This window comes from Aromatoleum bremense (assembly GCF_017894365.1).
In the GTDB taxonomy this organism is placed as follows: Bacteria; Pseudomonadota; Gammaproteobacteria; order Burkholderiales; family Rhodocyclaceae; genus Aromatoleum; species Aromatoleum bremense.
The window spans coordinates 643307-667029 of sequence record NZ_CP059467.1; the positions used below are offsets into that span (position 1 = coordinate 643307).

The 23723-nt window shown below is 67.1% G+C and carries 25 protein-coding genes; 21 read left to right on the top strand and 4 right to left on the bottom strand.

Going from position 1 to position 23723, the window contains the following annotated elements; translation table 11 throughout:
* Positions 1–12 precede the first annotated feature (12 nt).
* Positions 13–1275, bottom strand: a complete 1263-nt coding sequence (locus pbN1_RS02950) for a pyridoxal phosphate-dependent aminotransferase (protein WP_277813126.1) — start codon at positions 1273–1275, stop codon at positions 13–15.
* Positions 1276–1481: 206 nt separating this feature from the next.
* On the opposite strand from pbN1_RS02950, the gene pbN1_RS02955 reads away from it, so the two are divergent.
* The 6 genes from pbN1_RS02955 to pbN1_RS02980 all read left to right on the top strand — a co-directional run bounded on the left by pbN1_RS02955 (position 1482) and on the right by pbN1_RS02980 (position 7061).
* Positions 1482–1856 (top strand): Mth938-like domain-containing protein, encoded by a 375-nt coding sequence (locus pbN1_RS02955; protein WP_169202272.1) that lies wholly within the window; start codon positions 1482–1484, stop codon positions 1854–1856.
* 84 nt (positions 1857–1940) lie between these two features.
* Positions 1941–2405, top strand: coding sequence for a peroxiredoxin (locus pbN1_RS02960; RefSeq protein WP_011238620.1), 465 nt, complete (start codon positions 1941–1943; stop codon positions 2403–2405).
* A 35-nt stretch (positions 2406–2440) separates the two neighbouring features.
* The gene (locus pbN1_RS02965; protein WP_169202273.1) at positions 2441–3847 is read left to right on the top strand and encodes a PhoH family protein; all 1407 of its coding nucleotides are present in this window, start codon (positions 2441–2443) and stop codon (positions 3845–3847) included.
* A gap of 111 nt (positions 3848–3958) precedes the next feature.
* Positions 3959–5857, top strand: a complete 1899-nt coding sequence (locus tag pbN1_RS02970; protein ID WP_169202274.1) for a DUF294 nucleotidyltransferase-like domain-containing protein — start codon at positions 3959–3961, stop codon at positions 5855–5857.
* Positions 5854–6498 carry a 3'-5' exonuclease gene (locus pbN1_RS02975; protein WP_169202275.1) on the top strand — a complete coding sequence of 215 codons (645 nt, stop codon included), beginning with the start codon at positions 5854–5856 and terminating at the stop codon, positions 6496–6498. The genes pbN1_RS02970 and pbN1_RS02975 overlap by 4 nt, the downstream gene beginning before the upstream one ends.
* The gene (locus pbN1_RS02980) at positions 6495–7061 is read left to right on the top strand and encodes a C40 family peptidase (protein ID WP_244857141.1); all 567 of its coding nucleotides are present in this window, start codon (positions 6495–6497) and stop codon (positions 7059–7061) included. The genes pbN1_RS02975 and pbN1_RS02980 overlap by 4 nt, the downstream gene beginning before the upstream one ends.
* 15 nt (positions 7062–7076) lie before the next feature.
* On the opposite strand, the gene pbN1_RS02985 is transcribed toward pbN1_RS02980, so the two are convergent.
* Positions 7077–7412, bottom strand: a complete 336-nt coding sequence (locus tag pbN1_RS02985) for a DUF2325 domain-containing protein (RefSeq protein WP_041646396.1) — start codon at positions 7410–7412, stop codon at positions 7077–7079.
* A 118-nt stretch (positions 7413–7530) separates the two neighbouring features.
* On the opposite strand from pbN1_RS02985, the gene pbN1_RS02990 reads away from it, so the two are divergent.
* From pbN1_RS02990 to gspN, 13 genes are all read left to right on the top strand, one after another.
* Positions 7531–8550, top strand: a complete 1020-nt coding sequence (locus pbN1_RS02990) for a Fe(3+) ABC transporter substrate-binding protein (RefSeq protein WP_169202276.1) — start codon at positions 7531–7533, stop codon at positions 8548–8550.
* Positions 8551–8703: 153 nt separating this feature from the next.
* A complete protein-coding gene (locus tag pbN1_RS02995) occupies positions 8704–9180 on the top strand; it encodes a type II secretion system protein N (protein ID WP_169202277.1) in 477 nt (158 codons plus the stop codon).
* A 14-nt stretch (positions 9181–9194) separates the two neighbouring features.
* Positions 9195–11354 carry a type II secretion system secretin GspD gene (gene gspD, locus pbN1_RS03000; protein ID WP_169202278.1) on the top strand — a complete coding sequence of 720 codons (2160 nt, stop codon included), beginning with the start codon at positions 9195–9197 and terminating at the stop codon, positions 11352–11354.
* The gene (gspE, locus tag pbN1_RS03005) at positions 11351–12820 is read left to right on the top strand and encodes a type II secretion system ATPase GspE (protein WP_169202279.1); all 1470 of its coding nucleotides are present in this window, start codon (positions 11351–11353) and stop codon (positions 12818–12820) included. Before gspD ends, gspE begins: the two co-directional genes overlap by 4 nt.
* A 6-nt stretch (positions 12821–12826) precedes the next feature.
* Positions 12827–14029, top strand: coding sequence for a type II secretion system inner membrane protein GspF (gene gspF / locus pbN1_RS03010; protein WP_169202280.1), 1203 nt, complete (start codon positions 12827–12829; stop codon positions 14027–14029).
* A 7-nt stretch (positions 14030–14036) separates the two neighbouring features.
* Positions 14037–14477 (top strand): type II secretion system major pseudopilin GspG, encoded by a 441-nt coding sequence (gspG, locus tag pbN1_RS03015; RefSeq protein WP_169202281.1) that lies wholly within the window; start codon positions 14037–14039, stop codon positions 14475–14477.
* Entirely contained in the window at positions 14449–14970 is a 522-nt protein-coding gene (locus pbN1_RS03020; protein ID WP_169202282.1) for a prepilin-type N-terminal cleavage/methylation domain-containing protein, read from the top strand. The genes gspG and pbN1_RS03020 overlap by 29 nt, the downstream gene beginning before the upstream one ends.
* Positions 14967–15335, top strand: coding sequence for a type II secretion system minor pseudopilin GspI (gene gspI, locus pbN1_RS03025; RefSeq protein WP_169117039.1), 369 nt, complete (start codon positions 14967–14969; stop codon positions 15333–15335). Before pbN1_RS03020 ends, gspI begins: the two co-directional genes overlap by 4 nt.
* Entirely contained in the window at positions 15332–15886 is a 555-nt protein-coding gene (gene gspJ / locus pbN1_RS03030; protein ID WP_169202283.1) for a type II secretion system minor pseudopilin GspJ, read from the top strand. The genes gspI and gspJ overlap by 4 nt, the downstream gene beginning before the upstream one ends.
* Complete coding sequence (gene gspK / locus pbN1_RS03035) at positions 15873–16796, top strand: type II secretion system minor pseudopilin GspK (RefSeq protein WP_248279774.1); 924 nt, start codon at positions 15873–15875, stop codon at positions 16794–16796. The genes gspJ and gspK overlap by 14 nt, the downstream gene beginning before the upstream one ends.
* Positions 16793–18010, top strand: coding sequence for a type II secretion system protein GspL (gene gspL / locus pbN1_RS03040; RefSeq protein WP_169202285.1), 1218 nt, complete (start codon positions 16793–16795; stop codon positions 18008–18010). Before gspK ends, gspL begins: the two co-directional genes overlap by 4 nt.
* A complete protein-coding gene (gene gspM, locus pbN1_RS03045) occupies positions 18007–18492 on the top strand; it encodes a type II secretion system protein GspM (protein ID WP_169202286.1) in 486 nt (161 codons plus the stop codon). The genes gspL and gspM overlap by 4 nt, the downstream gene beginning before the upstream one ends.
* A 3-nt stretch (positions 18493–18495) precedes the next feature.
* Positions 18496–19227, top strand: a complete 732-nt coding sequence (gspN, locus tag pbN1_RS03050; RefSeq protein ID WP_169202287.1) for a type II secretion system protein N — start codon at positions 18496–18498, stop codon at positions 19225–19227.
* A gap of 495 nt (positions 19228–19722) precedes the next feature.
* Here the strand turns inward: gspN and pbN1_RS03055 are convergent, their stop codons facing one another.
* Positions 19723–20034 carry a hypothetical protein gene (locus tag pbN1_RS03055; protein ID WP_169202288.1) on the bottom strand — a complete coding sequence of 104 codons (312 nt, stop codon included), beginning with the start codon at positions 20032–20034 and terminating at the stop codon, positions 19723–19725.
* A 42-nt stretch (positions 20035–20076) separates the two neighbouring features.
* On the bottom strand, positions 20077–21759 hold the full coding sequence (locus tag pbN1_RS03060) for an ABC transporter permease (RefSeq protein ID WP_169202289.1): 1683 nt from the start codon (positions 21757–21759) through the stop codon (positions 20077–20079).
* A 129-nt stretch (positions 21760–21888) separates the two neighbouring features.
* On the opposite strand from pbN1_RS03060, the gene pbN1_RS03065 reads away from it, so the two are divergent.
* Positions 21889–23007 carry an ABC transporter ATP-binding protein gene (locus pbN1_RS03065; RefSeq protein ID WP_169202290.1) on the top strand — a complete coding sequence of 373 codons (1119 nt, stop codon included), beginning with the start codon at positions 21889–21891 and terminating at the stop codon, positions 23005–23007.
* On the top strand, positions 23004–23717 hold the full coding sequence (aat, locus tag pbN1_RS03070) for a leucyl/phenylalanyl-tRNA--protein transferase (protein WP_169202291.1): 714 nt from the start codon (positions 23004–23006) through the stop codon (positions 23715–23717). The genes pbN1_RS03065 and aat overlap by 4 nt, the downstream gene beginning before the upstream one ends.
* Positions 23718–23723 lie beyond the last annotated feature (6 nt).

Genomic DNA, 23723 nt, shown 5'->3' on the forward strand with positions numbered 1-23723 from the left:
GGCGGGACGCGCTCAGGCGGCGTGCCGCTTGCGATACTGCTCGAGAAAGCGCGCGATCCGTCCGATCGCGTCGCGCAGGTCGTCCTCGTGCGGCAGGAACACGAGCCGGAAATGATCCGGGTGCGGCCAGTTGAAGCCGCTGCCCTGCACGAGCAGCACGCGCTCTTCTTCGAGCAGTTCGGCGATGAACGCCTGGTCGTCCTCGATCGGGTAAAGCTTCGGGTCGAGCTTCGGAAACATGTACAGCGTCGCTTTCGGCTTGACGCAGCTGACGCCCGGGATCGCGCTGATCAGCTCGTGCGCGAGGTCGCGCTGACGGCGCATGCGCCCGCCTTCCGCGACCAGATCGTCGATGCTCTGGTAGCCGCCGAGCGCGGTCTGGATCGCGTACTGCCCCGGCACGTTCGCGCACAGCCGCATCGACGCGAGCATGTTGAGCCCTTCGATGTAGTCCTGCGCGTGGCGCTTGTCGCCGCACACGACCATCCATCCGGCGCGGTAGCCGCACGAGCGGTAGTTTTTCGACAGGCCGTTGAAGAGGATCGTCAGCACGTCCTCGGAGAACGAGCCCATCGACCGGTGCGTCGCACCGTCGTACAACACCTTGTCGTACACCTCGTCCGCGTAGACGATCAGGCCGTGCTCCCGGGCGATGTCGACGATGCCTTGCAGGATGTGGTCCGGATACAGCGCGCCGGTCGGGTTGTTGGGGTTGATGACGACGATTGCGCGCGTGTTCGGGGTGATGCGCGCGCGCATGTCGTCGAGGTCGGGCAGCCATTCGTTGGCTTCGTCGCAGATGTAATGCACCGGCGTGCCACCCGACAGGCTCACCGCAGCGGTCCACAACGGGTAATCGGGCGCCGGCACGAGCACCTCGTCGCCGATGTTCAGCAGCGCGTTCATCGCCATCACGATCAGCTCCGACACCCCGTTGCCGATGTAGATGTCCTCGAGCGTCACGCCCTTGATGTGCTTTTGCTGCGTGTAATGCATCACCGCCTTGCGCGCGGCGAAAATGCCTTTCGATTCCGAGTAGCCGGCCGAGTTCGGCAGGTTGCGGATCATGTCGAGCTGGATCTCTTCCGGCGCGTCGAAGCCGAACGCGGCGAGATTGCCGATGTTCAGCTTGATGATCTTGTGCCCCTCGTCCTCCATCTGCTTGGCCTTGATCAGCACCGGCCCGCGAATGTCGTAGCAGACATTGGCGAGTTTCGCGGACTTGCGCACCATCCTCGCGTCGGGGTCCAGCGGGGATGCTTGCGTTTCCGCCATCAGGGGGGCAACACGCAGTTTCGGCTCGACGCTCATCGCAATCCGTCCTTTCTTTCGCATGATCTGGATACTCCGCACCGCGGCAGCGGTGCGCAAGGTTTTCGCTCGCCGGGGTAGAATGCTTCGTGCCGGACCGGCGAGCCAAAAGAAGCTATCTTATCCAAGCCCGCCCCCCCCCGGCAATTTTGCCGACCGAGCGAACCGTCATGAAGCTGAATCTCGAACAGAACCCGAACCTCAACCTCTTCACCGGCTATGCCGCCGATCACGTGATGGTCAACAAGGTGCGCCACGAGGGCAACCTCATCGTGACGAGCGAGCGCGTGCTGGCGTGGAAAGCGGCCGGATTCGACGCTCTTGCTGTAGACGATTTCGTCGCCCTGCGCGAACTCGCACCCGAGGTCGTCCTCCTCGGCACCGGTTCGCGGCTGCGCTTTCCGTCGCCACGCGTGCTGCGCCCGCTGATCGACGCCGGCATCGGCTACGAAGTCATGGACCTCGCGGCGGCATGCCGCACCTACAATATCCTGGCCACCGAAGGTCGCGCCGTCGCAGCCGCACTGATTTTCGACGCGCCCTGAACACCGCGCCCGCCTTCCGGCGCGCATTGTCAGCTGCAACATTTGTCCGCTACGCTGCGGTCATCCATTTTCGCTGGAGAGTCCATGACTGCAAGCGCCACTTCGTCCACCCCCGAATTCAGCCTGCCCGCCACGGGCGGAACCACCGTTGCGCTGCCCGCCCTGCGCGGCAGCAAGGTCGTGCTGTACTTCTATCCTAAGGACAGCACGCCCGGATGCACCAATGAAACGGCGGACTTCCGCGATCACCACGCGGCGTTTCGTGCCGCCGGCTGCGAAGTGTTCGGCATCTCGCGCGACAGCCTCAAGTCTCACGAAAACTTCAAGGCCAAGCTCGCGCTGCCGTTCGAGCTGATCTCCGATACCGATGAAGTCGCGTGCAACGCCTTTGGCGTCATCAAGATGAAGAATATGTACGGCAAAGCGGTGCGCGGCATCGAGCGCAGCACTTTCGTCCTCGACGCCGAGGGCGCGATCCGGCACGAATGGCGCGGCGTCAAGGTGCCCGGACACGTCCAGGAAGTGCTCGACTTCGTCACCACCCTCTAGATCCGGCCGCACTCCTCCCACCTGCTCCGCACTCCATGACCAAACGCGCACCCCGCACCCAGAAGACCAAGCTGTTCGTCCTCGACACCAACGTGCTGATGCACGATCCGACGAGCCTCTATCGCTTCGAGGAACACGACCTCTTCGTCCCGATCATGACGCTCGAGGAGCTCGACGCGAACAAGAAGGGGATGTCCGAAGTCGCGCGTAACGCCCGCCAGGCGAGCCGCATGATGGACGACATCGTCAGCGGGAGCCCGGACGACATCCATGCGGGCATCGCCCTCGACGGCCCGTCGCGCGGACTGGCGACCGGCAAACTGTTCCTGCAGACCGAAGCGATCAACGTCGCGCTGCCCGCTGCGCTGCCCACGGCGAAAGGCGACAACCATATCCTCGCGGTCGTGATGCACTTGGCCGAGCGCTTCTCGCAGCGCCCGGTGATCCTCGTCTCCAAGGACATCAACATGCGCATCAAGGCCCGCGCGCTGGGCCTCGACGCGCAGGACTACTTCAACGACAAGGTGCTCGAGGATACCGACCTCCTCTACAGCGGCTGGCGCGAGCTGCCGCCAGACTTCTGGGACACCCACGGCAAGGGCATGGAATCCTGGAAGGAGGAAAGCCGCACCTATTACCGCCTCAGCGGGCCGCTGGCCCCGGAGCTGCTGGTCAATGAGTTCCTGTTCCAGAACGGCGAGGCGCCGCTGCAGGCGTGGGTGAAGGAGCGCAACGGCCGCAGCGTGCTGCTCGAAACACTGGTCGACTACGCGCACACCAAGAACAACGTGTGGGGTATCACGGCGCGCAATCGCGAGCAGAATTTCGCGTTCAACCTGCTGATGAACCCGGAAATCGACTTCGTCACGCTGCTCGGCCAGGCCGGCACCGGCAAGACGCTGCTGACGCTGGCCGCCGGTCTCACCCAGGTGCTCGAAGCCAAGCGTTATTCCGAAATCATCATGACGCGCGTGACCGTACCGGTCGGCGAGGACATCGGCTTCCTGCCCGGCACCGAGGAAGAGAAGATGGCGCCGTGGATGGGCGCGCTCGAGGACAACCTCGACGTGCTCAACGGCACCGCCGGCGAAGGCGGCGACTGGGGCCGCGCCGCGACGCGCGACCTGATCCGCTCGCGCATCAAGATCAAGAGCCTGAACTTCATGCGCGGGCGCACCTTCATCAACAAGTTCCTGATCATCGACGAGGCGCAGAACCTGACGCCGAAGCAGATGAAGACGCTGATCACGCGCGCGGGCCCCGGCACCAAGGTCGTATGCCTCGGCAACATCGCGCAGATCGACACGCCCTATCTGACCGAAGGCAGCTCGGGCCTGACTTTCGTCGTCGACCGCTTCAAGGACTGGCTGCATTCGGGCCACATCACACTGCAGCGCGGCGAACGTTCGCGGCTCGCGGACCACGCGGCCGAAGTGCTGTAGCCGCGTGCGCTCGCCGGAGCGGCGGGCGCACGCATGCGAAACATCTCTGGATCATCCCGATTAACCAGTACGCGGCCTATAATGCGCGGGTTTTTTGTGCGGAAGAGCCCCATGACCGCCACCGCCGCCGGGATGCTGATCGGCGCCAGCTCGGATTTTCTCAAGCGCTTCTCGCCCTTCAACCGGATGGAGCCGCACGCGCTCGACTTCCTCGCCGAGCGTGCAGTGCTGGCGTTTCATGCCCGGGGCAGCGAGATCCTGACGCCCGAGATGGGGCAGCCGCGGCATTTCCATATCGTCCAGCGCGGCAAGGTGCAGGCGCGCCAGTTCGGCCCGGCAACCGTCACGGATTACACGACGATGACGCTCGGGCCGGGCGAATGCTTTCCGATCGGCGCGATTTCGGCACAGCGCCCGTCGACGAACAGCTACGTCGCCGTCGAGGACAGCTTCATCTACCAGCTGCCGGCCGAAGACTTTCTCAAGCTCATGCAGATGAGCTCGGTGTTCCACCTGTTCTGCACCCAGTACATCGCCAGTCTGCTGAACCAGTCGCGCCAGCAGCTGCAGACGAGTTTCGCGCAGCGCGCCGCCGAGCAGCAGACGATGACCACGCCGCTCGGCGAACTCGTGAAGAAGGAAGCGATCTTCGTCACACCCGGAACGTCGATCCGCGCGGCGCTCGAAAAGATGTCCGAAATGCGCCTCGGCTGCATGGTGATCGTCGACGCCGAACAGCGCCCGGTCGGCATCCTCACGCAGAGCGACCTGCTGTCGCGCATCGTTTTGCCGGCGATCGACCTGCAGCGTCCGGTGAGCGAGGTGATGACCCGCGATCCGCACCGGATGCCGGCCTCGGCGTCCGCGTACGACGCGGCGCTCGAGATGGCGACGCATGGCGTGCGCCACCTGCTCGTCACCGACAGCGACGACAGGCTCAAGGGAGTCGTGTCCGAGCGGGACCTGTTCTCACTGCAGCGCATCAGCCTGCGCCAGGTTCGCGCCGGCATCGAGGGCGCGGAGGACGTCGAGGGGTTGCAGCGGGCGAGCCGCGACATTCGCCAGCTCGCGCTGAACCTGATCGCCCAGGGCGTCGGCGCCGAACAGCTGACCCAGTTCATCTCCGCGCTCAACGATGCGCTCACCCGCCGCATCATCGACCTCGCCGCCGCCCGCCACGACATCCACGGCATCGATTACGCCTGGCTCGCATTCGGCTCGGAAGGACGGCATGAACAGACCCTGTCGTCGGACCAGGACAACGGCGTGATCTTCGTCAGCCCGCCAGACGCCGACAGGGAAGCCCTGCGCAAGCGCCTGCTCGCATTCGCCAAAGAGGTAAACGAGAACCTCGCGGCCTGCGGCTTTCCGCTGTGCAAGGGCAACATCATGGCGAGCAATCCGGAGCTATGCCTGACGTTCGAGGAATGGCGAGGGCGTTTCGGCGACTGGATCCGCGAACCGGACCCGCAGGCGCTGCTCAATGCGTCGATCTTCTTCGATTACCGCGTGCTGTGCGGCAACGAACGGCTGGGCGACCAGTTGCGCACCTGGCTGAACAACACCGCGCGAGCGAATACGGCTTTCCTGCGCATGATGGCCGTGAACGCCCTGCAGGTCGCGCCGCCGCTCGGCCGCATCCGCGATTTCGTGCTCGACGACGACGGCACGATCGACCTGAAAAAATGCGGCGCCCGCCTGTTTGTCGACGTCGCCCGCATCCTTGCGCTGCGCACCGGCGTCGCTTCGAGCAGCACCGTCCAGCGCCTGCGCCAGGCCGGCGCGAAGATGGGAATGCAGGCCGAGGAAATCGCCGCGCTGATCGACGGCTTCCACTTCATCCAGTTGCTGCGCCTGCGCTCGCAGCATCTCGAAACCGAACACGATTCGCCGGGCGACAACCGCATCAATCCCGACGAACTCAATGAACTCGACCGTCGCATCCTCAAGGAAGCGTTTCGCCAGGCTCGCAAGCTCCAACTTCGGCTAAAGCTCGACTACCAGCTATGAACTGGCTCACGCGACTGCTCTCGAACCGGGCGGACATTACCGCGCTCGACATCGCGCTGCGCGAGACGCTGGCGCACTGGCAGGCCGCGCCCGAGCCGGACCTGGGCGTCGCGCACTTCGAAGCCCGCTACGTCATCGTCAATACCGAGGCGACAGGGCTGGACCTCGACGCCGACCGCCTCCTCGCGGTCGGCGCAATCGCAGTCGATTGCGGACTGCTGCCGCCGACCGAGAGCTATTACGCGAGACTCGAACCCGACCCGGCGACCGCGCTGATCAACCTGTTGACCTTCTGCGGCGCGGGTCCGGTCGTGGTTTTCAATGCGGGCTTCAACCGCACCCTGCTCGAACGCGCCCTCGGCGAACACCTCGGGATCAAGCCGGAATGGACCTGGCTCGATCTTCACTGGCTGCTGCCGGCCCTGTACGGCGAACTCATCGATCATCCCGCCCGCCTCGCGGACTGGATGAAAGCGTTCGGAATCGAGACCTTCCAGCGCCACCATGCACTCGGCGACGCGTGGGCGATTGCCCAGCTGATGCTCGCCGCCCAGGCGCGGGCGCTCGCGCTCGGGCTCAAGACCCCGCGCAGCCTCGCAGAACTGGAGCGCTCGTGCCGCCATCTGAGACGACAGGCGTGAAACATCCAGGCGCTGCTCCCCGCGGGACGCTGTCCCGCATCGGCGTCCTCGCCGCGCTGCTGATCGCCCTCGCGTTTGCTGCCGCGACACCTGCAGCGGCGGCGGAAGAAAGCGATACCCCTGCGGAGAACGGCTCTGTCGACCTGATCGAGCGCTACGGCAACGCCGCTCAGGAACTTATGAACCAGGGGATGGAGTATCTGGGTATCCGCTACCGCTTCGGCGGAAATTCCCCCGCGACCGGGCTCGACTGCAGCGGCCTCGTGCAGAACGTGTTCCGCAACGCGCTCGGGCTGAATCTTCCGCGCACCGCGCGGGAAATGGCGCGCCTCGGCGACAAGGTGGGCCTGCAGGACCTGAAACCGGGGGACCTCGTATTCTTCAACACCATGCGGCGCACGTTCTCGCACGTCGGCATCTACATGGGCGGGGGACGCTTCCTGCATGCGCCGGCAAGCGGCGGCCGGGTGCGCATCGACGAGATCGGGGAGCGTTACTGGAGCCAGCGCTTCAACGGCGCCCGCCGCCTGCTGCCGGAAGCCGACGCGCTGCTGCCCCGCTAGACGGCGGCCCCCCGATCACTTCCTGCGCGTCGCGCAACCGCCCCGGCAGCCTTCGCAGTCCGCCTGCTCGATGCGGCGCCCGAGCGCCTGCTGCAGCGCGCACACCGACCGGCGGCAGCACACCAGCATCACGCCCTCGCGGCTGGCGGCCTCGCGAAAACGCTGCATCACGTTGTGTCCGAGAAAATCGGTAAACAGGATCACCATCTGGATGCCTGCCGGCAGCGGCGCGCTGCGGCGCTGATGCGCGCTGTCGCGCCCGCTGACGTGGGCCGCGATGCGGATGCCGAACCCCGCGAGCACGTCCGGAATGTTGCCGAGGCGGTCGGCGCCGACGATCAGGGCGTTCATGCGAATCTCCTTAGTGAGAATTATTCGCATCCATATTGCCGCTAATACGAATGGATTGCAACTGCGAATTGTTATCGTTATTATGCCGCCATCGATCCACACACAAAGGCGCCAAGTCATGAAGAAGACCCTCCTTGCCTCCGTCCTGATCGGCCTCGGCCTGACTGCGGTCCACGCACACGCGGCGGACAACGAGCTGAACCTCTACTCCGCCCGCCATTACCAGACCGACGAAGCCCTCTACCAGGACTTCACGAAGCAGACCGGCATCAAGATCAACCGCATCGAGGCCAAGGAAGACGAGCTGCTGGAGCGGATCCGCAACGAAGGCGCGAACAGCCCGGCCGACGTGTTCATCACCGTCGATGCGTCGCGCCTGGCGAAGGCCGACGAGCTCGGCATCTTCGCTCCGGTGAAGTCGAAGGTGCTCGAAGAGCGCATCCCGGCGCACCTGCGCACCGACAACTGGTTCTCGTATTCGACCCGCGCGCGCCTGATCGTCTACAACAAGGAAACGGTGAAGCCCGAACAGGTCCAGACTTACGCCAGCCTTGCCAGCCCCGAGCTGAAAGGCAAGGTCTGCACGCGCTCCGGCAGCCATCCGTACAACATTTCTCTCGGCGCCGCGCTGATCAATCACGAAGGTACCGAGAAGACCGAGAAGTGGGCGCGCGACCTCGTCGCGAATTTCGCCCGCGCACCGAAGGGCGGCGACACCGACCAGATCAAGGCGGTCGCCGCCGGTGAGTGCGGTGTCGCAATCGCGAACAGCTACTATCTCGCACGGCTGATGAACTCGACGAAGGAAGAGGACAAGGCGGTCGTCGCGAAGATCGGCGCAGTGTGGCCGAACCAAAAGACTTGGGGCACGCACATCAACATCTCCGGCGCCGGGATGCTGAAGCACGCCCCGAACAAGGCTGCCGCCGTCAAGTTCCTCGAATACCTCGCCTCCGACAGTGCGCAGAAGTATTTCGCCGACGGCAACAACGAGTGGCCGGTGGTCAAGAGTGTGAAGGTCGTGAACCCGGCGCTCGACGCCCTCGGCGACTTCAAGGCGGACACGCTGCCCGTCGGCGATCTGGCGAAGACCGCCGCCGAAGCCCAGCGCATCTACGACCGCGCCGGTTTCCGCTAAACGGTATCCGGTATTGCTGATACCACGGCCGCCCTGCAGGGCGGCTTTTTTTCGTCATCATCTGCCGTATTCCTGCATCCGCAAACGAAGGAGTAATATGCGCCCTTCGTTCAAGGCAGCACGTCGCTCCTGATGCTCAAACGCTTTTCTTCCATGCGATTCGGTCGCTGGCCGGCGACGTTCGCATGGATCGCTGCATTATCGGTTTCGGCGTGGGTCGCAGCGGATTCTTTCCTGCTTTTTGCCGCCCCCGGGAATATCTCGGCCACCTTCCGTTCCTCGGCCGATCCGGCCACGGCAGCGCAGAAGATCGTCGACAGCGCGCCGCTCGTCGTCGCGACGCGCACAGCCTCGGGACCGACGGCTGACAGCCCCGCGTACACGCTCATCGGCGTCGCGACCGGATTCGGTAGCGATCGGGGTTTTGCCCTGCTGAAATCCGAAGGCGGCGGCGTCTTCCCCGCGACCGAAGGGGAAACGCTCGCGCCGCACACCCGACTCGCGAGGATCCATGCCGACCGCGTCGAGATCGAACGCAGCGGCATCACCCGGACGCTCCATCTGGAATTGCCGCAATCGCCCGGCAGCTCGCCCGCTGTCGCAACTGCAACTGGAAAACCGGACCGCTAGCGAACCCTGTGCCCATGACCCTGATGACTCGCGCGCGCGGCCTGCTGTTGACGCTCGGCCTGCTTTCCCTTTCCCCGCTTGCCGTCGCCGCGCAGGACAACACGGTGTCGCTGAATTTCGCGAATGCCGAGATCGATGCCGTCATCAAGGCCATCGGCAAGATCTCGGGGAAGAATTTCCTCATCGATCCGCGCGTCAAGGGCACGCTGAACATCGTCACGAACACGCCGGTGTCGCGCGACCTGTCATACCAGATCCTGCTGTCGGCGCTGCGACTGCAGGGCTACACCGCGGTCGAGGGGCCGGGCGTGACGAAGATCGTGCCCGAAGCCGACGCCAAGCTGCACGGCGTGCCGGTCGGCAAGGATGCGCTGCGCGGGCGGGGCGACAGCCTCGTCACGCAGGTCTTTGCGATGCGCAACGAATCGGCCACGCAGATGCTCGCCGTCGTGCGCCCGCTGGTGTCGCCGAACAACACGGTCACCGCGTTCCCGTCGAACAACGTGCTGGTGGTCACCGATTATGCCGATAACGTCGCGCGCATCGCGCGCATCATCGATTCGGTGGACGTTCCGCAGGGCGACGTCCACGTGCTCGAACTCAGGCACGCGGCAGCGGTCGATCTGGCCGCGACGCTGAACCGCCTGATGAATGACGGGGCCGGAAACGGCAGCGTGGCGAACGCCGGGGACGCGAGCCAGCGCGTGCAGGTCGTGCCCGACGCGCGCACCAACAGCCTACTCGTCAGGACCGAAAATCCGTCCCGGATCAGCGCGCTGCGCCAGCTCGTCGCGTCGCTCGACCGCCCCGGCGCGGGCGGCAACATCCATGTCGTCTACCTGAAGAACGCCGAAGCGACGAAAGTCGCGCAGACGCTGAACGGCGCCCTTGCCGGCGACGGTTCGGCACCCTCCTCGACCGACAGCACTGCCTCGCCCGGCCCGCTGGGCGCGTCGACACCCGACCGGATGACGACGCAGGGCGCAGGCCTCACCCCGGCGACGTACCGCCCCTCGCCGGAACCCGGCAACGCGTCCGATCGCGGCGGCATGATCCAGGCCGACCCCGTCAATAACGCGCTCATCATCGTCGCGCCGGAAGCGATCTACCGCAACCTGCGCCATGTCATCGACCTGCTCGACCGGCGCCGCGCGCAGGTGTATATCGAGGCGCTGATCGCCGAGATCTCGACCGAGCGCGCCGCCGAGTTCGGCATCCAGTGGCAGAGCGCGAACACCCCGGGCGCCGGCAGCAGTTCAACCTTTTTCGGCGGCACGAACTTCGGCGGTGCCGGGCAGAACATCATCGGCGCGGCGCAGAACATCGGCTCGGTCGGCAAGGGGATGAACTTCCTGCTCGGCGGCGGCACGGTAAAAGTCCCGATCAACGGGCAGATGGTCGAAGTCTTCAACCTCAGCCTGCTGGCGCGCTTTCTCGAAACCGACAGCCGCACCAACATCCTGTCGACGCCGAGCCTGGTCACGCTCGACAACGAAGGTGCGAAGATCGTCGTCGGCCGCAACCTGCCGTTCATCACCGGCCAGTATGCCAATACCGGCGGCGGCACGACGCCGGCGAATCCGTTCCAGACGATCGAACGCCGCGACGTCGGCCTGACCCTCGAGGTGCGGCCGCAGATTTCCGAAGGCGGCGCGATCCGGCTCGACATCTACCAGGAAGCCTCGTCGGTCGTGCCGACCCTCGACGACTCGGCCGGGCCGACGACCAACAAGCGCTCGATCCAGTCGACCGTGCTCGTCGACGACGGCGCGATCATCGCGCTCGGCGGCCTGGTCGAGGACGACTACAGCTCGGGCGAGGAAAAAGTGCCGCTGCTGGGCGACATCCCCTTCGCCGGCAGCCTGTTCCGCTACGACACGCGACGGCGCACGAAGACGAACCTCGTCGTGTTCCTGCGCCCGGTGATCCTGCGCAACAGCGACAGCTACTCGGCGATCACCAACGCGCGCTACGACTACATCATCGGGCAGCAGCGCAGCGTCGCCACACCGAACGCACTGCTGCGCGGCGAGAACACGCCGCCGGAGCTGCCCGCGCCCGGCAGCCCGGCCCCGGCCGTCCCGGTGTCGCACGCGCCCGCACGCGCCACGCCGCCGCCCTTCGTCACAACCGCGCCGCAGCCGGGCCGGACTCCGGAGCAGGTCAACCCGTGAATGACGCCGCGCCCCTGCCCTACGGTTTTGCCAGCACTCACGGCATACTCGTCGCGGGGCGCAGCGACGCGTCGGCCGAACTCGTGCTGCGCGACGACGCGAGCCTCGCCGCGCTCGCCGAAGTGCGCCGCACGCTCGGCGTCCCGGTCTCGATTACGCGCGTCACGCGCGCGGTGTTCGAGGCGCGTCTGGCCGACGCGTACAACGGCACCGACAGCAGCGCCGCCGAAGTCATCGCCGATGCGGGTCAGGATATCGATCTGTCGAAACTGATCACCGAACTGCCTGCGGTCGCCGATCTCCTCGACAGCCAGGACGACGCGCCGATCATCCGCATGATCAACGCGCTGCTGACGCAGGCGGTGCGCGACGGCGCCTCGGACATCCACATCGAACCGTACGAGCGCCGCTCGCTGGTGCGGCTGCGCCGCGACGGCATTTTGCGCGACATCGCCGAAGTGCATCGCGGCCTGCACGCGGCGATGGCGTCGCGCATCAAGATCATGGCGAACCTCGACATCGCCGAAAAACGCTTGCCGCAGGACGGGCGCATCGGCCTGCGGCTCGCCGGGCGCCAGGTCGACGTGCGCGTGTCGACGCTGCCGACAACGCATGGCGAGCGCATCGTGCTGCGCCTGCTCGACAAGAGCACGGCGCAGCTCGGGCTCGATGCGCTCGGCATGGCACCGGACACCCGCGCCTCGTTCGGCGCGCTGCTCGGGCAGCCGCACGGCATCGTGCTGGTGACCGGCCCGACCGGCTCCGGCAAGAGCACGACGCTGTACGCGGCGATTCAGTCGATGGACGCCGCGCGGATGAACATCGTCACGGTCGAAGACCCGGTGGAATACGACCTGCCCGGCGTCGGCCAGATCCAGGCCAATCCGCGCATCGACCTGACGTTCGCGAGGGCGCTGCGCGCGATCCTCCGCCAGGACCCGGACGTCATCATGATCGGCGAGATCCGTGACCTCGAGACGGCGCAGATCGCGGTGCAGGCGAGCCTCACCGGCCATCTCGTGCTCGCGACGCTGCACACCAACGACGCGCCGTCGGCCGTCACGCGCCTCGCCGACATGGGCGTCGAACCGTTCCTGCTCGCCTCGACCTTGCGCGGCGTGCTCGCGCAACGGCTGGTGCGCCGGCTGTGCCCGGCGTGCCGCGAGGCGGCGCCGGCCACCGCCTCGGAGGCCGCCGCGTTCGGCGACGCCTGCCCGGCGACGCTGTGGACCGCGCACGCCTGCCCCGCCTGCAGCCACACCGGCTACAGCGGCCGCAGCGGCCTCTACGAACTGCTCGTCACCGACGAGGCGCTCGCACGGCTGATCCACGACGGCGCGGACGAAGCGCAGCTGCGCGGACACGCCCGTCGCGCCGGCACCCGCAGCCTGCGCGACGACGGCCTGCGTTATCTCGCGGACGGCCTCACGTCGGCCGAAGAGCTGCTGCGGGTGACGAAGGACTGACGCCGCATGACCGCGTTCCGCTACCGTGCCGTCGATGACGCCGGACATGAAAGCGCCGGCGTGCTCGAAGCCGATACCGCACGCGCCGCACGCGGCCTGCTGCGCGAGCGCGGCCTGTTTCCGCTGGACGTGGCGAACATGCGCGGCGCGGCCGGGCATTCCCGCAGGTCGGGCCGGCTGCGCGACGCGGAGCTCACGCTGCTGTCGCGCCAATGGGCGACGCTGCTCGCCTCCGGCCTCACCGTCGATGCGTCGCTCGCCGCGCTGATCGAACAGGCGGAGCGCGAAGCGACGCGCCAGATCCTCGCCGGCGTGCGCTCCGAGATCCTCGCCGGCTACGGCCTGCGCGCCGCGCTCGAGCGCTACCCGGCCGCGTTCCCGACGATCTACCGCGCCTCGGTCGCCGCCGGCGAGCAGTCCGGCGAGCTGCCCGGTGTGATGATGCAGCTCGCCGACTACCTCGAGCGGCGCAGCGCGTTGCGCCAGAAAACGCTGCAGGCGCTGCTGTACCCGGCGATCGTCGCGGCCGTCGCGCTGCTCGTCGTGATTGGCCTGATGACCTACGTCGTGCCGCAGGTCGTCACGGTATTCCAGCACAGCCGGCAGGCGCTGCCGCTCTTGACGCGCGCGATGATCGGCCTGTCCGCCCTCCTGCGCGAATGGGGCTGGCTGGTGCTCGTCGCCACCGGCGGCCTGGGGCTGTGGGCCCGCATGCTGCTGCGCAATCCTTCGGTGCAACGGCGCTGGGACGCGCGGCTGCTGCGCCTGCCGGTGCTCGGCCGCCATCTGCGCACGCTCGACGCGACGCGCTTCGCGAGCACGCTGGCGATCCTCACCGGCAGCGGCGTGCCGCTGCTGCCGGCGCTCGAGGCGGGCCGCGAAGTCATGACGCGCCTGCCGCTGCAGGACGCCGTGCGCGACGCGGCCGAGCGCGTGCGCGAAGGTCACGGCCTCGCGCGGGCGCTCGGCGCCACTGCGGCGTTTCCGCCGCTGCTGATCCACATGATCGCGAACGGCGAAGCCACGGGGCGCCTCGACGAACTGCTCGAACGCGCCGCGCGGCTGCAGCAGCAGGAACTGGAAAACCGCACCGCGGTGCTGACCAGCCTGCTCGAACCCGCGCTGCTGCTCGCGATGGGCGCGCTGGTGCTCGCGATCGTGCTCGCGGTGATGCAGCCGATCATCGAAATCAACACCCTGCTGAGGTAAGCGAACAATGCCGCACCGCTCCACCCTCCCCCGCTGCCGCTGCCGCGGCTTCACGCTCATCGAAGTGATGATCGTCATCGTCATCCTCGGCGTGCTCGCCGCGCTGGTCGTGCCGCGCGTCATGAGCCGGCCCGACGAGGCTCGCGTCGTCGCTGCGAAGCAGGACATCGCCTCGCTGATGCAGGCGCTGAAACTCTACAAGCTCGACAACCGCCGCTACCCGACCAGCGAACAGGGCCTGCGGGCGCTCGTCGAGCGCCCCGCCGCGGCGCCGCAGCCGGACAGCTGGAAGTCCTACCTCGAACGTCTGCCGAACGATCCCTGGGGCACCCCCTACCAGTACCTCAACCCAGGGCTGCAGAGCGACGTCGATGTGATGAGCCTGGGCGCGGACGGCACGCCCGGCGGCGAAGGTTTCGATGCCGACATCGGCTCCTGGAATCTCTGAGCGGCGCGCCGCGAGGCGGTCCGGCCACCGCACGGGGAGCGGTTTCACGCTCGTCGAACTGCTGGTGGTGATGATCGTCATCGGCATCGCCGTCGCGGGCGCGTCGCTCGGGCTCGACGCGCTGCGCGGCCGGGATGCGGCGCTCGCCGCCGAGCGCCTGCGCTGGGTGCTCGAGGCCAGCGCCGAGCGCGCGCAGGTGCGCGGCCGGCCGATCGCGATGGAATTGCTGCCGGACGGCTATCGCTTCAGCGCCCTCGACGCGGACGGCCGCTGGGTCGCGTTCGACGAGCCTCCCGTGTTCGCGGAAAGACTCCTGCCGCAGCAGATGCATTGGGAATTGCGTGTCGAGGGCCGGCCGGCCGAGCGTCTCGTGTTCGGCGCCCGCGCGCCGCGCTTCGAGCTGGTGCTGCACGCCCCGGAAGGCGACATCACGCTGTCGGGCAGCGAAACCGGGGCGGTCGTCCAGCAGCGGTCGGCGGAGCGCGGCGCATGAAGCGCCCCGCCGGCTTCACGCTGCTCGAATGCGTCATCGCGCTCGCGATCCTCGCGGTCGCGATGACCTCGGCGCTGCGTGCAGTCGGCAACACCGTGCAGTCGGCCGCAGCGCTCAAGGAGCGCACGCTGGCCGGCTGGGTTGCGCAAAACCGCCTCGCCGAACTGCGCGCGACCGCCGCGTGGCCGGCTCTCGGACGCAACGCGGGACAAGCGATGCAGGCCGGCCGCCGCTACCTGTGGCGCGAAGAAATCCACCCGACGCCGAACCCGCTGTTCCGCCGGGTCGAAGTGCAGGTGTTCGGCGAATCCGGCACGACGGCCCTCGCCGGGTTTTCCGCTTTCGTCGCGAGGCCGCTGCGATGAGCGCCCGCCCCCATGGACTCACGCTGATCGAGCTGATCGTCGCGCTGGCGGTGTTCGCGGTGCTCGGCACGCTGACTTACCGCGGTACGGCGCAACTGATCGACAGCCGGCAGCGGCTCGGCAGCGATCTCGAACGCTGGCGCGCGATCGAGCGCGCGCTGAACCTCATCGAGACCGACCTGCAGCAGCTCGCCGCACCGCGGCCGGTCGCTGGCCGCGCTGCCGCCATCGAACTGCACCGCAGCGGCGGCGACAGCGAATTGCGGCTCCTCAGCCTGTCGTCCGCAGACACGGCGCGCCGCATCGCGTTCCGCCATGCCGGGGCGCGCCTCGAATGGCTGCGCTGGCCCGGACGCGACGCGCACGAAGCGCCGCGGGTCGACACGCTCCTCGATACGGTCGGCGCCGTGCGCTGGCGCTTTCTCGGCAGCGACGGATGGCTGGATCACTGGCCGCCCGGCTCCAGCCCCGGCAGCATTCCCGCTGGCGTCGAACTGCAGCTCGACCTGCCCGGGGCCGGCACCCTGACCCGCCTGTATGCGCTGCGCTGAGGCCGGTTCCCAACGCGGCGCGGCCGTGATCCTTGCGCTGCTCAGCGTCGCGCTCGCCGCCGGACTGGCGGCCGCGGCACTCGGCGATTTCGGCCGCTCGCTCGACAGCGTCGCCGGCCGCCAGGACCAGGCGCAGGCGCGGCTGCTCGCCCGCGGGGCGGTGGACTGGGCGCGCAATGTGCTGGCCGACGACTTCAAGCGCACGAACGTCGATCACGCGAAGGAAATGTGGGCGGTTCGCGTGCCCCCGACACCGGTCGGCGAAGGCGAAGTCGGCGGCGAGATCCGCGATCGTTCCGGCCTTTTCAACCTGAACAATCTGGTGCCCGACGGCAAGGCCGACCCAGTTGCGCTGGCCCAGTTCGGGCGGCTGCTGGCGACGCTCGGCGTCGCACCGGCAGACGCCGGCCGGCTCGCGCAGGCCGTCGTCGACTGGATCGGCCACCGTGCGGACCGTGACGACGAAAGCGGCCTCGCATCGTCCGATGCACATGATGGGTCGAGCGCGAATGGATCACTGCTCGATGTGGCCGAACTGCGCTTCGTCGCCGGTTTCGACGAAGCACTCGTCCACCGGCTCACCCCTTTCGTCAGCGCGCTGCCGGCCCCGAGCCGAATCAACGTCAACACCGCACCCGCCGAAGTGCTGGCCGCGGTCGTCACCGATCTCGAACTCAACGACGCCCGCATCCTTGTCGCCGAACGCGAACGCGCGTGGTTCCGCGATCTGGCCGATTTTTCGGCCCGTCTGCCGCCCGGCGCGCAGCCACCCGAGACGGGGCTCGACGTCAGGAGCCGCCACTTTGCCATCATCGGGCGATCCGGTTTCGGCAGCGCAGTGGTCCGCATGGAAGTATTGCTGGATCGCCGTGAAACCTGGCCCACCATCCTGTGGCAACGCATCCTATGACCCAACGACTCATCATCTATATCGACGAAACCTGGCCCGCCGCCCCGTCAGCGCCGTGGGTGCTGCTCGATGAGCGCAACCGGATCGTGCAGGAAGGCCACTCGGAACCCGCGCACTGGCCAGTCGTGCCGCATTGCGAACTCGTGCTGGGCGGCGCCCAATGCAGCGCATTCGAGACCCGCATTCCGAAAGCCGCGCGCCGCGAACAGGAGCGGCTGCTGCGCTACGCGCTCGAAACCCAGCTGCTGAAGGACGTGGATGCACAGCACCTCGCGGTGACGCATCAACGCCCCGATGGCGCAGGGCTCGAGGCGGGCGTGCTGGTGATCAGCCGCGCGCGGCTTCGCACCGTGCTCGCCCGGCTCGCCGAAGTCGGCCGCCTGCCGCTGCGCGCGGTCGCCGAACTGCAGGCGGTCCCTGATGGCGGATCGCACTGGACGCTGGCGCTCGGCCCGACGGGCGGAGGCATCCTGCGCGTCGACGCGACGCACGCGTTCGTCGCCGATGCCGGCGCGCTCGCCGAGATCCTCGTGCATGCGCTCATGCAGGCCCGCGCGAGCGGCGCCGAACCGGATGCCCTGGAGGTCCGGCGTGCGTCCACGGCGCCGCGAAGCACGGAGCCGGAAGCGCTTGCCGGCACAGTGGCCGGATTGAGGGTCGAGGCCGGCGCGGCATATCGATGGTGGGAAACCCCGGCTGGGAGTGCCGATCTGCTGCACGGCGAATTCGCCCCCTCGCAGCGGGGGTCGGCCGGGCGCCAGGCATTGCGCCGGCCGCTGATTCTCGCCGCCGTGGCGGTCGGGGTCTTCGCCGCGGTGAACCTTGCCTCCGTACTGTGGCAGCGCCACGAGCTCGACGGCATCGAAGAGCGCATGCGCCGGCTCTTCATCACCGCGGTCCCCGACACGCCGGCGATCGCCCCCGCACTGCAGTTGCGCCGCCATCTGGACCAAGCCCGCAGCCTGCACGGCGAACTTCGCGAAGACGACCTGCTCGCGCTACTGTCCGCGTACACCGAGATCGGCGGCAGTGCGGCTCCCGCGTCGGTCCGCACCCTCGATTACGAAGCAGGGCAGCTGAAACTTACGCTCGATGCAGCGTCGGCAAGCGGGATCGGGGTGCTGGAAAAGCGTTTCGCGTTGCTGGGCTACGTTGTTCGAAGCACCGGCGGCGCGGCGCCGAGCCTGACGCTTTCAAGGAAAAACCAGCCATGAACCCGCTGACCCGCATCGCGGCCGTAGTCGCGACGCGCTCGCCGCGCGAACGGCAGCTACTCGCGGTCGCCGCAATCGTCGTCAGCGCGAGCGCCCTTTTCCGCATCGCGGACCAGGCGTGGGACGCACGCGCGCAGCTCGCCCGGCGCCTGCCCGAAGCGCGCAGCCAGCTGGCGCGCATGCAGGAAGACGCGGCCGATCTGCAGCGACTACGCCGGACACCACTCCCGGCAGCTGCAGCGATGCCGACGGTGCTCGAAGCTGCGCGAGCCGCTGCCGCATCGCGCGCACTGCCGCTGCTGTCGATCGCCCTGTCCGGGGAAACGCTGCAGGTGCGGGGCACAGCAGATTTCGACGTGCTGGTCGAATGGCTCGCGGACATGCACGCGGAACTGAGTTTGCGGCCGCAGCGTGCGGTCATCGCCACCCAGGGCGACACGGTGAGCGTCGACATCGATCTGACACGCGCAGCGAACCCCTGACCGATGAAGAAGCTCGCGCTCTTTCTGCTGCTGGGTCTTGCGCTGGTGCTGCTGCGCCTGCCTGCGAGCCTCATGGACCATGTCGTCGCATCGGCCAGCGACGGACGCATCCGCATCGCTGCCGCCGAAGGCAGTTTCTGGCGCGGCAGCGGGACGCTCGCCACGTCGGACGGACAGCGCCGACTTCGCGCGATGCGGCCGCTCACATGGCGCTTCGGCGCCACCGGGAGCGCGCTGTCGCTGCAACTCGGAGAGCAAGGCAGGCCGCTGGCGCAACTGCTGTTCTCCGTGAGTGGCGCCGATCTGTCCGGGCTCGATCTCGACCTGCCGGCGGCGCTTATCGCCGACGCGATCCCGCACCCCGCGGCACGCGTCGGTTGGCGCGGCAATGCGCAATTCTCGGCACCGGCGATCGCGTGCGACTGGCAAGGCCTGTGCAACGGGGAACTGCGAATCACGTGGCGGGATGCCGGCGTCGATATCGTGCCCGGGCAACGTTTCGGCGACTATCTGCTCACGCTGCGGCTGATCGGCAAACGAACGGCGCTCGAACTCGACACGGTGACAGGGAGCATTCGTGTTGCCGGCCGCGGCGAGCTGAACCGGAACGGCACGGGTTCGTTTGCGGGCACAGTCGAGGGAGACCCAGAAATCGTCGACCGGATCCCGAACATCATGGACCACAACGCGGCCCGAGGCGGCAAACCGGGGATGATCAGGATCATGTTCCCCTGAGCGGGATGCCGGCCAACCCCCTTACTGCGGTGGCGTTTCCTTCGGCGGCCGCTTGCGGAACTTTCTTGCCGGTTTTCTGGGTTGCCCGTCTTCGGCCGGTTTCGCCTGGCCCTGCGGTGGTTTCGGCTGGGCCGGAGGTCTCGGCGCCTGCGGGCCGGAGCGCGGCTGGCCACTGCCCGGTTTCGCGTGTCGCCCCGGCTTGCGGGGCCCTCCCGTTCCCGAATCCATGCGCCGGGCGCCAGGCTGCGGAGCACCTTCACGGTTGCCCGGAGCCATTGAAATTTCGAGTTCGATGAGTTCGTCCCACTCGGCCTCGGTCCGCTGGCTATCAGGGATCTCCAGGAGTTCCTGCATGCGGCGGCGAGGGGAAGTCGGTTGTGGTGCGTTCATCGCGGCATTATCTCATCGTTCGCTGAATTGATGCTTTGAAAGTCGGCCGGTTTGTGCCAAATCGGCCACAAGCCGGTGACATGACAGCAGTCGGTCGCTGCATGTTCACCTGGGCGCGCGCCGCGTGATGCGCTCCACGATCGAGTTTTGCGCGGCCATCTCGGTGGCGCCAGCCTCCTTGGCCGCCGCAAACGCCTCGGCGTCGAACTTGGACGCGAACGCGATGATGTCGACCTGCGGATGCGCCGCACGAAGCTCGGCGATGCGCACGCACGGGTTGCGCACCGCCATGTCGATGACGATACAGTCCGGCACCTCGGCCGTGTTTTTCTTCAGCACCGTCAATCCGGCTGCCGTCCATGCCGATTCGAGGTCCCTCCGGCTCGCCAGGTTATCGCACCACATCAGTACTTTCATGTCCTACTCCACATCGTTAAGGTCGCGGTCTCACCGCGGCGTCTAGACTTCCGCTTCCTCCAGCGTGCGCCGTCGCCCGCGGACGATCTGCCGCGAAATCAGGAACATCGGCAACAGCCCGACCGCCACGATCGTCAAGGCCGCGGTCGAGGCTTCGGTCAGGCGTTCGTCCGATGCGAGCGTGTGCGCCTGTGTCGCCAGCGTGTCGAAGTTGAACGGCCTCATCACCAACGTGGCGGGAAGTTCCTTCATCACATCGACGAAAACCAGCAGGCCCGCAGTCAGGAGACTGCCGCGCAGGATCGGCACATGGACCCGACGCAGGGTTCCGAACTGTCCAAGCCCCAGGCAACGCGACGCGTCGTCCATGCTGGGGGTGATCTTGCCCAGGCTGGAATCCACCGTGTGCAGGGCCACCGCGAGGAAGCGCGTCAGATAAGCATACACGAGGGCTGCGATGCCGCCGGTCAGCAACAGCCCGGGGTTGACGCCGAACACGTCCTGCCACCATGCCGCGAGCTGGTTGTCGAGCCGCGTCACCGGGATCAGCACGCCGACCGCGATCACCGAACCTGGCACCGCATACCCGAGGCCGACGACCCGGTTGAGCACCTGCGGCAGTCGCGAACGGGCGAGCCGCGCCGCGTAGGCGAGCACCACCGCCAGCACCACCGCCAGCACCGAGGTCACCGACGCGAGGACGAAGCTGTTGCGCGCGAGGTGGAGAAAGCGCGAGCCGAATTGAGCATCGCCTTCCGAGAACGCCATGTCGAGCAGCAGCCCGGCAGGCAGCAGAAAGCCCAGCAGCAGCGGCATGAAGCAGGCCAGCGCAGCCACCAGCCCGACAAGCGGCGACAGGCGGATGGGGACCGGCGTCGCCTGCTGGCGCGAGGTGTTATTGAAGCGCGCCCGCCCCCTGCTGGCGTGTTCGAGCACGAGGACCAGCACGACAAACGCCAGCAACGCCGCCGACAACTGCGCCGCGGCGATGCGGTCGCCGAGCGAAAACCACGCCCGGTAGATGCCGGTCGTAAAGGTCTGCACGCCGAAATAGGCAACCGTGCCGAAGTCGGCCAAGGTCTCCATCAATGCCAGCGCGGTCCCGGCGATGACCGCGGGGCGCGCCAGCGGCAGCGACACGCGGAAGAAACAGCCCCACGGCCCGAGGCCGAGCGAACGTCCGGCTTCGAGCATGCCCGAGGCCCGCTCGAGGAACGCGGTGCGGGCGAGCAGATAGACATACGGATAGAGCACGAACATGAACATCGCGACCGCGCCGCCCGGCGTCCGGACGTCGGGAAACCAGTATTGTCCGGGGCGCCAGCCGAAGGTCTCGCGCAGCCAGCTTTGCACCGGGCCGACAAACTGCAGGAAATCGGTATAGACATAGGCCATGACATAAGCCGGAACCGCAAGCGGCAGGACCAGCGCCCACTGGAAAAAACGCCGCCCCGGGAAATCGAGCATCGTCGTCAGCCAGGCCGTCGTGATGCCGATGCTCGACACACCCAGCCCGACGCCGACGCACAGGATTACCGTATTGCGAATGAACTCGGGCAACACCGTGCTTGCGAGGTGCGACCATGTCCCGGAAGTGCCCCCGGCGAAGACGTTCGAGAATACCGATATCACCGGCGTCGCGATCAGCACGGCGATGAGGAGCGCACCGAGCGTCAGCGACGATGCATTCCGTATCAGCCTCTCCAGCCCTCCTAGCAGCTTCATTACACTCCCGGCGCACAGTGCCGCGGACCCTTCCGCGCAGCAAACTGTGACGAATTATAATTGATCGCATTTGGATTGCCGCGATGCAATAATGGCCCGTGCGAAATCTTCTACTGTATCGGATCCGTCATGTCTCACCTTGAACTCGCCGACATCGACCTCGCCTACGGCGGTCAGCGCGTCGTCCGCAAGCTCTCCTTGCGCCTTGAAAAGGGTAGCATCGGATGCCTGCTGGGGCCGTCCGGCTGCGGCAAAACCACGGTGCTGCGGTGCATCGCCGGCTTCGAACCGGTTGCCGCGGGCGAGATCCGGCTCGACGGCGTGGTCGTCAGCGGCAGTGGTCGCCACCTGCCCCCCGAGCGTCGCCGGATCGGCATGGTGTTCCAGGACTACGCGTTGTTCCCCCACCTCTCGGTCGCGGAAAACATCGCGTTCGGCCTGCGCGACATGGACAAGACGCAGCGGCGCGAGCGCGTCGACGAACTGCTCCGCATCGTCGGCCTCGACCACCAGGGGCACAAGTACCCGCATGAAATGTCCGGCGGCCAGCAGCAGCGCGTGGCCCTGGCGCGCGCACTGGCTCCGCGCCCGAGCCTGTTGCTGCTCGACGAACCGTTCTCGAATCTCGACGTGGAACTGCGCGAGCGCTTGTCGCACGAAGTGCGCGACATCATCAAGGCGACACGCACCACCGCGATCCTCGTGACGCATGACCAGAACGAAGCTTTCGCGGTCGCCGACGAGATCGGCATCATGAACGAGGGGCGCATCCAGCAATGGGATACGCCGTACAACCTGTACCATCGGCCCGCGAACCGTTTCGTCGCGGACTTCATCGGCCAGGGCGTGTTCCTGCCAGGCCTGGTGTTGAACGATCACCAGGTGAAAGTGGAACTCGGCGTCCTGAACAGCGCGATCCCCGTCGAGTGCGGAATCGGCTGCGCAAACTGCGACCGCGACTGCACGGTGGAAGTGCTGCTGCGCCCCGACGACATCGTCCATGACGACGCCAGCGCGATGAAGGCCGAAGTCGTGCACAAGGCGTTCCGCGGGGCAGACATCCTGTATACGTTGCGGCTGTCGAGCGGCGCGCGGGTGTTGTCGCTGGTACCGAGTCATCACAATCACGCGATCGGCGAAAAAATCGGCATCCGCCTCGATGTCGATCACGTCGTCACGTTCCAGAAAGACTCGCAGGACGCGGTGCACACTCGCCAGGAGCACCGGCTCGTCCACGTCGCGGCATGATTCCCTGGCTTGCGGGACGACCGGATTTTCCGCCTGTCGAGCAGGCGCTCGCGGATCCGGACGGCCTGCTCGCCGCGGGCGGCGAGCTTTCGCCGGCGTGGCTGCTGGCTGCGTACCGGCGGGGAATCTTCCCGTGGTACACCGAAGACCAGCCGATCCTGTGGTGGAGCCCCGACCCGCGGCTGGTGCTGATCCCCGGGCGTCTCAGGATCAGCCGCTCGCTGCGCCGCACGCTCCGGCAGCAGCGCTTCGACGTCCGCTTCGACACCGCCTTCGCCGACGTCATTGCCGCATGCGCCGAACCCCGCGAGCCTGGCGGCGGAACGTGGATCAGCGCTGAAATCCGGCAAGCCTACCTGCGCCTGCACGAACTCGGATATGCGCACAGTGTCGAATCGTGGGTCGATGGGACGCTTGTCGGCGGGTTGTATGGCATTGCGTTGGGAAGAGCGTTTTTCGGCGAATCGATGTTCAGCCGCCGAAGCGACGCATCGAAAGTGGCGCTTGCGCACCTCGCGGTGCATTTGCAACGGCTCGGCTTCGCCGCGATCGACTGCCAGATGACGACAGCCCACCTGCTGTCGCTCGGCGCCGAGGAGATGCCGCGCGCCAAGTTTTGCGCCGGCCTGGCAAGCTGGACGAACGAAGGCGCCGGGCCGGGACGCTGGAGCTGCGAGGGAGCGGCGGAGATTTCCCGAAATTTTTCATGACGGGTC

What these genes read in the sequence shown, in the direction of transcription:
- pbN1_RS02950 (WP_277813126.1), bottom strand. Translation starts at nt 1,275, where the DNA reads ATGGCGGAAACGCAAGCATCCCCGCTGGACCCCGACGCGAGGATGGTG.
- pbN1_RS02955 (WP_169202272.1), top strand. Translation starts at nt 1,482, where the DNA reads ATGAAGCTGAATCTCGAACAGAACCCGAACCTCAACCTCTTCACCGGC.
- pbN1_RS02960 (WP_011238620.1), top strand. Translation starts at nt 1,941, where the DNA reads ATGACTGCAAGCGCCACTTCGTCCACCCCCGAATTCAGCCTGCCCGCC.
- pbN1_RS02965 (WP_169202273.1), top strand. Translation starts at nt 2,441, where the DNA reads ATGACCAAACGCGCACCCCGCACCCAGAAGACCAAGCTGTTCGTCCTC.
- pbN1_RS02970 (WP_169202274.1), top strand. Translation starts at nt 3,959, where the DNA reads ATGACCGCCACCGCCGCCGGGATGCTGATCGGCGCCAGCTCGGATTTT.
- pbN1_RS02975 (WP_169202275.1), top strand. Translation starts at nt 5,854, where the DNA reads ATGAACTGGCTCACGCGACTGCTCTCGAACCGGGCGGACATTACCGCG.
- pbN1_RS02985 (WP_041646396.1), bottom strand. Translation starts at nt 7,412, where the DNA reads ATGAACGCCCTGATCGTCGGCGCCGACCGCCTCGGCAACATTCCGGAC.
- pbN1_RS02990 (WP_169202276.1), top strand. Translation starts at nt 7,531, where the DNA reads ATGAAGAAGACCCTCCTTGCCTCCGTCCTGATCGGCCTCGGCCTGACT.
- pbN1_RS02995 (WP_169202277.1), top strand. Translation starts at nt 8,704, where the DNA reads ATGCGATTCGGTCGCTGGCCGGCGACGTTCGCATGGATCGCTGCATTA.
- gspD (WP_169202278.1), top strand. Translation starts at nt 9,195, where the DNA reads ATGACCCTGATGACTCGCGCGCGCGGCCTGCTGTTGACGCTCGGCCTG.
- gspF (WP_169202280.1), top strand. Translation starts at nt 12,827, where the DNA reads ATGACCGCGTTCCGCTACCGTGCCGTCGATGACGCCGGACATGAAAGC.
- gspG (WP_169202281.1), top strand. Translation starts at nt 14,037, where the DNA reads ATGCCGCACCGCTCCACCCTCCCCCGCTGCCGCTGCCGCGGCTTCACG.
- pbN1_RS03020 (WP_169202282.1), top strand. Translation starts at nt 14,449, where the DNA reads ATGCCGACATCGGCTCCTGGAATCTCTGAGCGGCGCGCCGCGAGGCGG.
- gspI (WP_169117039.1), top strand. Translation starts at nt 14,967, where the DNA reads ATGAAGCGCCCCGCCGGCTTCACGCTGCTCGAATGCGTCATCGCGCTC.
- gspJ (WP_169202283.1), top strand. Translation starts at nt 15,332, where the DNA reads ATGAGCGCCCGCCCCCATGGACTCACGCTGATCGAGCTGATCGTCGCG.
- gspK (WP_248279774.1), top strand. Translation starts at nt 15,873, where the DNA reads ATGCGCTGCGCTGAGGCCGGTTCCCAACGCGGCGCGGCCGTGATCCTT.
- gspL (WP_169202285.1), top strand. Translation starts at nt 16,793, where the DNA reads ATGACCCAACGACTCATCATCTATATCGACGAAACCTGGCCCGCCGCC.
- gspM (WP_169202286.1), top strand. Translation starts at nt 18,007, where the DNA reads ATGAACCCGCTGACCCGCATCGCGGCCGTAGTCGCGACGCGCTCGCCG.
- gspN (WP_169202287.1), top strand. Translation starts at nt 18,496, where the DNA reads ATGAAGAAGCTCGCGCTCTTTCTGCTGCTGGGTCTTGCGCTGGTGCTG.
- pbN1_RS03055 (WP_169202288.1), bottom strand. Translation starts at nt 20,034, where the DNA reads ATGAAAGTACTGATGTGGTGCGATAACCTGGCGAGCCGGAGGGACCTC.
- pbN1_RS03060 (WP_169202289.1), bottom strand. Translation starts at nt 21,759, where the DNA reads ATGAAGCTGCTAGGAGGGCTGGAGAGGCTGATACGGAATGCATCGTCG.
- pbN1_RS03065 (WP_169202290.1), top strand. Translation starts at nt 21,889, where the DNA reads ATGTCTCACCTTGAACTCGCCGACATCGACCTCGCCTACGGCGGTCAG.
- aat (WP_169202291.1), top strand. Translation starts at nt 23,004, where the DNA reads ATGATTCCCTGGCTTGCGGGACGACCGGATTTTCCGCCTGTCGAGCAG.